This window comes from Roseobacter sp. HKCCD6576-2 (assembly GCF_013179285.1).
Classification (GTDB): Bacteria; Pseudomonadota; Alphaproteobacteria; order Rhodobacterales; family Rhodobacteraceae; genus Rhodophyticola; species Rhodophyticola oceani.
In genome coordinates this window covers 1-1,814 of record NZ_WVNW01000055.1, presented here as the reverse complement: position 1 = coordinate 1,814, position 1,814 = coordinate 1, and the positions used below count along the sequence as shown (strand labels likewise).

Here is a 1,814-nt window from a genome sequence, read left to right as displayed (position 1 = left end):
TTTGCTTGGACGGATTACTAGCACCTCAATGGCCTGATTTCAGGGGGCTGGGTCAACTCGCGCTGCTCATGGCGTGTTTTCGGCACAGGTCAGCAACTGACACGCCATTCTCAGCCTGCTTCAGAATGCTCATGATCTGCGCGTCGCTGTACTTTGATTTCTTCATCAGAATCTCCTCTTTCATCTTCGAGAAAATTCTACTTCCGCACACCCCTAAATTTCGGGGGAATTACCATGTCACCTACTCACCCGAACAAGTTTCCGGATGCTATGGATCGTGAGGGTTTGGCCAGGGTAAGCGGCCCTTATACGGCACAACGCGGCCTCTTCAGAGGGACGTTTGACAATATGCTTTACTATACCTGCGGACGCCGCAGTGAATGTGATTTCAAAAAAGACCGCTTCCATACGCATTCCATACTCCTTTCAGGCGATCAGTTGATTGGCACAGTAGAAGAATGCACGCTCAATTTCTGTTTCCCAGCTGAGCTCGAGACTCATTCAGCTTTTGCCTTTCTTCGGAAATAGCGATAGTCATGTTGATCATCGGGTGTTGACTGGAGAGAATTCTTACCGGCAGGGATGTTAATTGACACCATGACGACAGTTGCGACAAATGAGATAGTACTCGGGTCACTCTCTACACGACTAAACCATAGTTGAGGACTATTTAAGAATAACGTCTCAATGCTTCTCTATACAGCGACTTAGCTTTACGACTCGGGCATCGACATGGTCGGTTACTGATCGTAAGTGGAACGGTGTCATAGACACAGGAAGAGATGCAGATTGATGCCCGTAGATCCAAGTGACAAATCCGCAAAGTTAGCCGATGAACGGGCGAACCTTTGGGCTCTGTGGTATAGCTTTCAAGATGCCGAGGAGCAGGAGGAATGGGACGAACAAGCAGAGCGCAAAAGACTGGCCGAGCTGAACTCCAAGAAAGGGGTTAACAGTTGATCCGAAAACACAGTCCTTCGGTACTTTCCGGCATCGCTACCTGGACTGTTGCACGGGTGTGCTTGGGTCCACTGATCCGTACTCTTCCAGTCAATGACGCGTTGAAAGGGCTTCTGATCGTTATGTGTGTTGTTTTAGCGTCTGGCACCGCATACGAGAGTGTTCGACCTTTTGCGTATGACTAATCCGGTTCATGCTTCACCGAAAAGAAGCATGAATGACCATCTCAAAGAGAATCCTGGACGAACTGCTTTCAGATTTGGGAGTGGACACCACCGGTTGCTCTAGCGCGTCGAGGGTAAGGAACGCTATGCTCTCCGGTTTCCACAAAGGATCCTTGTCCTTCAGTTACCGACGCCACTGATAGATATGCTGCCGCATCACATCACGGCATCGGCCGTGATCGCGCCGCCAGCACCAACTTCCCGCAAGATCGATGCTTTCAAGTCGTCCGACCAAAGCCGCCGAGATTCGACCCCAACAATCACCTCATGTCGCAGACATCTGCTCTCGCCGCATGCGACGTCGTCAACCACACCAATAACGATGTGCACCGAAGCAGCTGATCCAAACAGAACGGTTACGATCTTTGACACTACCTAAACTATGAGCGTTCGCTAAAAAACACTCTTCTAGCAGCACACTACAATCCGGAAAACAGTGTTTACCTGTGTTCCGTAATCTGTCCGACCTCACAGCCTCGGGTTGGTCGGGCCAAGTAACGCGCGACCTCTTATCTGGCCCTGTATTGGTCAAATAACTCAATCCAGCGGCTCAAAACCTGTGACTGAGCGCAAATCCAATGTAGGGATTGGGGTCACCGCCTTGCGCGCGATATCCTGCGCTAAACAGCA

At 50.3% G+C, this 1,814-nt stretch carries 1 protein-coding gene and 1 pseudogene; one reads left to right on the top strand and one right to left on the bottom strand.

Annotation, left to right across the window (positions count from 1 at the left end; genetic code table 11):
- Positions 1-55: 55 nt before the first annotated feature.
- Positions 56-166: pseudogene (locus GTF44_RS21895) on the bottom strand (transposase); the annotation flags it as partial.
- Between the two features lie 626 nt (positions 167-792).
- Here GTF44_RS21895 and GTF44_RS21890 point away from each other — a divergent pair.
- Positions 793-960 (top strand): hypothetical protein, encoded by a 168-nt coding sequence (locus GTF44_RS21890; RefSeq protein WP_171563507.1) that lies wholly within the window; start codon positions 793-795, stop codon positions 958-960.
- Positions 961-1,814 lie beyond the last annotated feature (854 nt).

Coding starts and splice junctions, on each gene's coding strand:
- GTF44_RS21890 (WP_171563507.1), top strand. CDS start 793: ATGCCCGTAGATCCAAGTGACAAATCCGCAAAGTTAGCCGATGAACGG.